This is a genomic window from Flavobacterium sp., from assembly GCF_049318325.1.
Lineage (GTDB): Bacteria > Bacteroidota > Bacteroidia > Flavobacteriales > Flavobacteriaceae > Flavobacterium.
The window spans coordinates 1-8,073 of the sequence record NZ_JBMOGQ010000108.1; the positions used below are offsets into that span (position 1 = coordinate 1).

Sequence of the window (8,073 nt, forward strand, 5' to 3'; positions counted from 1 at the left end):
CTTTAATAGAGGTGTTACTCACTGCTCTTACAACATAACTACCTAGTTTTTGTAAAATTTTCTTAACAAATGAAAAATGTTCTATTTTCAGAATGGGTCTTTCCCCAATTACTATGTCAGCATTTTTTTTAAGAATCGGATCAACTAATTTAGGGATGTCATTAGCATTATATTGATTATCTGCATCAGTATTCACAATTACATCTGCTCCTAATTTTAAGCAGGCTTCAATACCAGTCATAAATGCCTTCGCAAGTCCTTGGTTACTTGTATGTGAAATTACATGATGTACACCATGCTGTTTTGCTACACTAACAGTATTATCAATACTTCCATCATCAATAATCAACCATTCAACAACATCAAAACCAGCAACCTCAGTGGGGAGATCTTTTAATGTTATAGGTAAAGTTTGCTCTTCGTTCAAACATGGAATTTGTATGATTAGTTTCATAATTTGTATTTTTAAAACTTAGTCCAACTAAAGTGTTTGTATTTATTAATACGAATGTACAAGTAATCTAAAAATGGTTTAAAAATCACCATAAATGATATGATAGTTATTGGAATTAACGGAGCGGAATATCTCCATAAAAAATGACTAAATAAGGCATGAAAAACAAAAATTCCAATTGAAAATAATGAGAAAATAAAAAGAGTATTATTTTTATTCTTGATAGCCATTAATGGAACTGTGAAAAAACAAAGAAAACACAATAAATCAAATAACATAATTATAAAATAAGTCCTTCCACTAAACGACCATATGCCTCTCCAAGAAAATGGTAAAACCATATAAATATGTCGATCTAAATTTTTGAAAATTAATCTTTTTGAAGCTTCTAATTTACTTTTTCCATATTGATCGATAATCTTTTTATTTTTCCCATCAATACCTATGGATATTGCCTTTGCCTTTTCCCAATAACTTGTTACCAAATCCGGATCTCCATAAATAACATTTTCTTCATCTCCCGGTTGATGTCTAATCAACCTGCAATACTTACCTCCTGGCAATAAATCATTTTCATTATAGCCAAGCTTATCAAATATAGTTTTTTGAAAAGAAACTGGGGCATATGCATAGAAAGAACCTTTATATTCCTCATTAGTCATTGTATTTTTAACAGCTCTTGTAAGTAAAACAACATCGCCTCTACTTGATAATTCCATTCTATTAAGAACCAAATAGTTCCTTAAAATCCAAGGAGACAGGGTTAACAAAAAAGATAAAACTAAATAAAATGAAATTTTAAGCCCATTTTTTTGTATTGCTCCTTTTTGAAAAAAGTAAACCATAATATAAATTGGAATTGATATTATAGATACATAAAAATAAGATGATTTAGTAAGACATAAGATCCCAAATAAAATCCCTGTAACAATGGCATACAATAAGTTCCTTTTTTCAAATAAATATAAAGAAGACAATACAAATAAAAGTAAAAATAATGAAGCAGGTAATTCAGTCAAAAGGCGATTTAAACACATATCATGTTGTAAAAAACAAAACCAGGTTAAAACAACAATTGCGAAGGAATAAAAAATCGATTTAAGTAATTTGAATGATAATAGCCAAACAGAAATCAAAATTAATATAACATAAATTATATTAATAAAAAGTATTCTATTGACATAGTGACTATTTTTTAAAATCTTACTTATGTCCACGTTTTTCGGAATTTCAATAAAGCATTTTAAATAGACTGCATTAATAAAAATAGGGATTGGCTCCCTCAAATCTGTTGAATACTTTCCATCTTTTGAATAAATTCCTTTTTCTATTAAATTATAACTAATTCTGAAATTTTCTTCAGAATCATCTGAAATAATATTGTTGCTTTTAATATTTAAAAACGAAATAAATGCTAAAATAAAAATTAGTAAGTTAACAAAAATAACTTCTTTATAATTTATTGAAAAAAGAGTGTTTTTAGCTTTAATCTCCTCAGTAGAATTTTGTTGGTTGTTCATTTTATTGTATACTTTTTATAGCTTCGCCCTGTCAGTCACAAATGAACTAACGAATAAAAACTAAATTATTTTAAAAACTACTATCTAGTAAGAGTAATAAAAAAACCCAAATCAACTAATAAAAGTTGAATAGTAGTAGCATTTACATTTTTAACAATACCTTCAAAACCTTGAAAAGGCCCTTCGGGAATTTTATATATAGTATCTTTTTGAATGGCACTAACTTCAAAAGAAGCGACAATACCTTCTAAAGAATTTTGCAAAGCTTCAATTTCAATAGCTCTAACAACGGCAGGTTTTCCCAACCAAAACAAATACCTAACAATTCCTGACACTTTAAAAACGGCTTCTCTATGATGTTCCTCAATATTTACAAACACATATGAGTTAATCAAAGGTATTTGTACTTTTTTCTTTCGATCTGACCATTGTTTTACTACGGTTACAATAGGACAATAAGCTTCAATTCCAATAGCATTCAAACTATCTGCAACTTTTCTTTCTTGTCTTGGTTTTGTATATAAAACATACCATGGCATAGCTAGTTATTTTCAAATAAAATTAATCCACTTGCTGTAAAACTTGGCAAAATGGTAAAATTTACTTTCCTTTTTATTTCATGCTCAATTTTACTAGCTAACTTTAAAATATAATCACTATTCAAACCTTCACCTACCAAAACTACATCTATAATTCCAGTATCATTCCCATTTGCATAATCACCTACAACAACAATCTTTTTAACATCACCCATTCGCTCCAAAACAATAGAAACTAAGGAATCTAATCCAATATGTTGATGTATAATTTTTTGGAGTGTAGCAAATAATGGATGTTTACTATTTGCCTTATAGCTTATTCTATTTTGAATAGTTTCCTTTTCTAAATAACCAGCCTCAGAAAGATTATTTAATTCTTTTCTAATAGCGTTGGTTGACTCATGCATTTCATCGGCTAACCCTCTCATGTGAGCATTATTAGCAGCATTGATAAAAAATTTTATCAATACCCGCAGTCGAGTTTTAGAGGTTATAAGTGTTTCTAACATAGTTTTCTAAAAAAACGAGTAACAAAAGTACTCATTAATTTGAAACTGCCAAATAAAACTAAAAGAAATAATGTTAAGTTAACAAACCTAAAACTATTCAAAAATTGAAGCTCCATAATTTACTGAAATCTAAAATCTCTACTCCAAATAATCCGATGAAATTTCGCAAACAATACTGCCTATCACAGAACACACAAACCACCAAAAAAAAAAGACCCTCGATTTCTCGAAGGTCTTTTGCTTTATTAATTGATTTAGTTATCGTTTAATCACACGAACAGTTTTCACTTCTTCTCCTTGTGTTACAACAACGTTGTAAACACCACTTGGATAACGATCTCCGATTTGTTGCTCTACCATATCTGATGGTCTAACATCTCTTCTCTCGATTAGTCTTCCTGTCATGTCATAAACAACAATACTTACTTTATCTTCACTTGAAGTTGATAAACTCAAGTTGAATGTTTCTGTATATGGATTTGGATAAGCTTTAACACTAAATGGTGTTTTTGTAACTTCTTCTAACACTACTTCCTCTCTAGCAGTTGGACAAGCTGTTCTTGTCAATACTGAAGATGACTTAAGCGCACTTGATACACCACATCCATTAGTAGCTAATACTTTCAATACAGCACCTGTTGCTAATGTACCAGGGAACTTAACAACTAATGTGTTTGTTCCTTGTCCGCTCACAAATTGAGCACCTGAAGGAATTGTCCATGTGTAAGTCACTGCACCAACTACTGGTGTAGCTGTATATGTGTAATCAGTACAAGTATCTACTGCTGTAGGTCCTGAGATTGTTGTTATAGCTCCCATTGCTTTTGATACTACAAATAATTTCGCAGCAGCTGATCCACATGGGTTACTTGCTACAATACTAATGTTTACAATAGCAGTAGTTGGATAAACAACTGTAAAGGCCAAGTTGGATGTTGTAATAACATTACTTGTATTACTTGCATTATCCGCAGAAGTAACTACAGATCCTACTGGTCCTGTAATTGTATACGTTTGAGCATTAGCACCCGCTGCAAATGAATAGTTGTATGGTGTACCAGCACAAAGTCCTGCTACTTGTCCAACTAATGCCGCTGGAGCAACTACTGCAGCTGTTCTTGCTACTGCTAAAGTTGTTGCTGTTAATGAAGTACCAACTCCATTTGATGAAGTCACACTCACATTTCCTGCTGTAAAGTTACCCGCATATGATACTGAGATTGATGTACTTCCTTGACCACTTACAATAGTACCTCCTGTTGGAACTGTCCATGTATATCCATTAGCAAAGGCTCCTGCCACTGGAGCTACTGAATAAGTAGCTGTAGCGTTTGTTCCTGCTATACTACAAACATTAGCAAGTGTAGTAGTTATAGCTGCTGGTTTTAGTGGTAAAGCTCTTGTCAAACTCAACACTTTTGCAGGTGACTGCAATCCACATCCATTTACTGCTTTTACGCTGATTGTTAAAGCTGTAGTTCCTGTTGGTGTTGCTACATCTGCAAAGTTTACTGTAATAATTCTTCCTGTTCCTCCTGATACTTGGTTAACTCCCGCTGGAAGTGTCCATGCATAAGAAACCGCTCCAGCAACTGATGCTGCTGTTAAGGTAAGCTCAGTTGATGTAGCCATATAAGGTCCTGCTGCAAGTACTGCTGTAGTTGATGGAGCCAATGTCATAACTAATGTAGCTGGTGCTAATGGTGCTGTAGCCGCAACAGCTAGTGTAGCTGCTGTAGTCGATGTACCAACTCCATTTGATGAAGTTACTGTTACACTTCCTGCTGCATTAAAGTTTGAACTATAAGAAACTACGATTGAATTTCCTGTAGCAGAACCTACAATTGAAGCTCCTGTTGGAAGTGTCCATGTATATCCATTTGCAAAAGCTCCAACTACTGGAACTACTGTATAAGTAACGGTAGACTCAGAACCTGCAATTAAACAAACATTAGTTTGTGTAGTTGTAATAGCTGCTGGTGCTAAAGGTAAGGCTCTTGTCAAACTCAATACTTTTGCAGGTGATTGCAATCCACATCCATTTACTGCTTTTACGCTGATTGTTAAAGCTGTAATTCCTGTTGGTGTTGCTACATCTGCAAAGTTTACGGTAATAATTCTTCCTGTACCTCCTGATAATTGGTTAACTCCTGCTGGAAGTGTCCATGCATAAGAAACCGCTCCAGCAACTGACGCTGCTGTTAAGGTACGAACTGTAGTAGTTCCCATTAATGGTCCTGCTGCCAAAATTGCAGTAGTTGTAACCCCGTCTGTCATAACTAATGTAGTTGGTGCTGCTGGTGCTGTAGCCGCAACAGCTAGTGTAGCTGCTGTAGCAGATGTACCAACTCCATTTGATGAAGTTACTGTTACACTTCCTGCTGCATTAAAGTTTGAACTATAAGAAACTACGATTGAATTTCCTATAGCAGAACCTACGATTGAAGCTCCTGTTGGAACTGTCCATGTATATCCATTTGCAAAAGCTCCAACTACTGGCACTACTGTATAAGTAACTGTAGACTCAGAACCTGCAATTAAACAAACATTAGTTTGTGTAGTTGTGATAGCTGCTGGTGCTGCTGGTAAAACTTTAGTCAATACTAAGGCTTTAGCAATTGAATTTCCACATCCTGAAACTGAAACAACACTTGCTGTTATTGAAGTAGTTCCTGAAGCTGCATTAGCAAAGTTGATTACCAATACTCTATCTGTAGCTGGATTTCCAGATACTACATTCACTCCTGCTGGCAATGTCCATGAATATGAATTAGCAGAAGCTGTTACAGCTGCTGTTAATGTCAATTCTGTAGTTGTACCAATAAATGGTCCTACTGCTGTAATAGCTGCAGTTGGTGTAGCACTTGCTGAGTTAGTAAGAGTTACAGTTGCCGGAGCAATTGGTAATACTCTTGTTAATGAAAGTGTTTTAGCAATGCTTAAACATCCACTAGCATTTACCGATTGAACTCCTAAAGTTAAAGCAGTAGTTCCTTGAGCAACTCCTGCAAAATTAACAACAACTGATGTAGAATCTTGTCCTGATACGATGTTAGCTCCTGTTGGAACTGTCCATACATATGAAGTAGCCCCTGTTACAGCTGCAATAGAATAAGTAAGTTCTGTTGTACTTCCTACAACATTACAAATAGCAGCCGTTCCAGTTATTGTACCTGGTGTAGCTGGCAATGCAACTACTGTAACGGTAATTTGAACTCTAGCACTTTCTGGTCCTGTACCTAATCGTTGTGATACCCAGAATGATTTTACTATCGCTGCTGTTGTTACAACAACTGGAGTAGCTGTTAAGGCCGTTCCTCCTGTTGCAGCTGCATACCATCTTAATGTATATCCTGGCAAAGCTGTAGCTGTTAAAGTAACTGAAGGAGATCCTACACATACTGTCGAGTTTGTAACTCCTGGAGCTGATGGAGCTGTACCCTCATCAACTGTTCCGTCACAGTCATCATCAATTCCATTGGCAACTTCTGTGGCTCCCGGATAAACTGTAGCACTTGCATCGTTACAATCTGTGCTGTTTGCCACATAACCTGTTGGTTGTGAACATGCATTTGTACTGCTACTTGCATTTCCATATCCATCACCATCTGTATCTGCATAATATACAGAAGAAGTGTTAATTGTCAACTCTAAATAATCCGTATTACATCCAGTAGTTACTGAAAAATTTCCAGAAGCAGTATAAGACTGATTATTTACAGGCCATGTATAACTATCACATTCGGTAACAGTTGTAGTGTTGGTAACCACTGGAGTAACAGTCAATACTAAAATTTTAGTATCTGGGCAACCAGCAGCATTTGTACCTGTCGAAGTATACGTACCGCTTGTAGAATATGATTCTCCACTAACAGACCAGAAATAGCTACCACAAGCAGATTGGGTTACTGAGTTTGTAGTACTTTGGTTAATAGTCAAATTCAATGTCTCATTCACTGTACAACCACTTCCATTGGTAGTAGTCCCTGTATAAGTACCACTTGTATTATATGTCTGTCCATTTACTGACCATAAATAACTATCACAACTGCTTATTGTTGTACTGTTTGTCAATTGCGCTGGAACAGTAACATTTGCTGAAACATTAAAATTCGAACAACCTCCAACAATTACAGTAATTGAATGATTACCATTTGTTAAATTTGGAACAGTAAAGGAATTACCTCCTGTTACAGTTGCAATTTGTGCGGTTGCACCATCAACTTGATAACTTACAGAAGTTAAAGCAGGTGATGGTGTTGGAGATATCGTTACAACTGCCGATCCTGTTCCTCCAAAACATGAAGGATTTGTTACTACAGCAGAACCTGAAGTAGCACATATTTGACCTACTTGTAAACTATAAGGTGCAGATGAAGTGTGCGATAAAATCAATCCAGGAGGCGAAGCAGGTGCTGTGGTGGTGTAATTATACAAACCTCCAGAAGTAGAACCAATAGGATAACCTAAGACCGCTGAATTTGTTCTGTTTGAAAATAAAACATTTTGTAACCACATGTTGGCATTACCTGTAGCCCAATTTGCCGTATTACTAATACGATAAGTACCTAAACTATAGGTAGTACCTTGAGCCATATCAACTCCATTTGCTGCGGTTAAAGAAGAAACTTGCAGACGAACGTTTCCAGCCGAACTAAGCAATATGGCATTGTTTGCTAAACCACTTAACTGAGAGCTTCTTCCGCCCACATACGACGCGCTTATAGTACCACCATTGATAATGTTGGTATTAAAGTTAATACTGGTTTGAAAGCCTCCGAACCTCATTCCCTCGGAAGGGTTGGTTACTGTAACTGTCAAATTAAAATCAATAGTATTGGCTGTGGCACTAGCACTAGCTATACTCATCGTGTACTGACCTCCGGAGACTTGAGCCTTTGCTGAGATGGAAACCATCATCAGCAAAAGAATCAATCCAAATTTGTCGAATGTACTTTTCATTAAATTTTTCATATTATAAATGGATTAAATTTTATTATTATTATGGACGTGAAATTTCTATACCTGAATCCGAATTATTAAATAGTATT

5 protein-coding genes are annotated in these 8,073 nt (G+C 35.0%); all 5 read right to left on the bottom strand.

Annotated features, from left to right (window positions below; all coding sequences use genetic code 11):
- The coding region (locus ACOYLP_RS09485) for a glycosyltransferase family 2 protein (RefSeq protein WP_422855933.1) at positions 1-454 on the bottom strand (454 nt) is incomplete at its 3' end.
- An 11-nt stretch (positions 455-465) separates the two neighbouring features.
- Entirely contained in the window at positions 466-1,974 is a 1,509-nt protein-coding gene (locus tag ACOYLP_RS09490; protein ID WP_422855934.1) for a hypothetical protein, read from the bottom strand.
- Between the two features lie 80 nt (positions 1,975-2,054).
- Entirely contained in the window at positions 2,055-2,513 is a 459-nt protein-coding gene (locus ACOYLP_RS09495) for a UpxY family transcription antiterminator (RefSeq protein ID WP_422855935.1), read from the bottom strand.
- Between the two features lie 2 nt (positions 2,514-2,515).
- Complete coding sequence (locus tag ACOYLP_RS09500; RefSeq protein ID WP_422855936.1) at positions 2,516-3,022, bottom strand: ArsR family transcriptional regulator; 507 nt, start codon at positions 3,020-3,022, stop codon at positions 2,516-2,518.
- 258 nt (positions 3,023-3,280) lie between these two features.
- The gene (locus ACOYLP_RS09505; protein WP_422855937.1) at positions 3,281-7,984 is read right to left on the bottom strand and encodes a MopE-related protein; all 4,704 of its coding nucleotides are present in this window, start codon (positions 7,982-7,984) and stop codon (positions 3,281-3,283) included.
- Positions 7,985-8,073 lie beyond the last annotated feature (89 nt).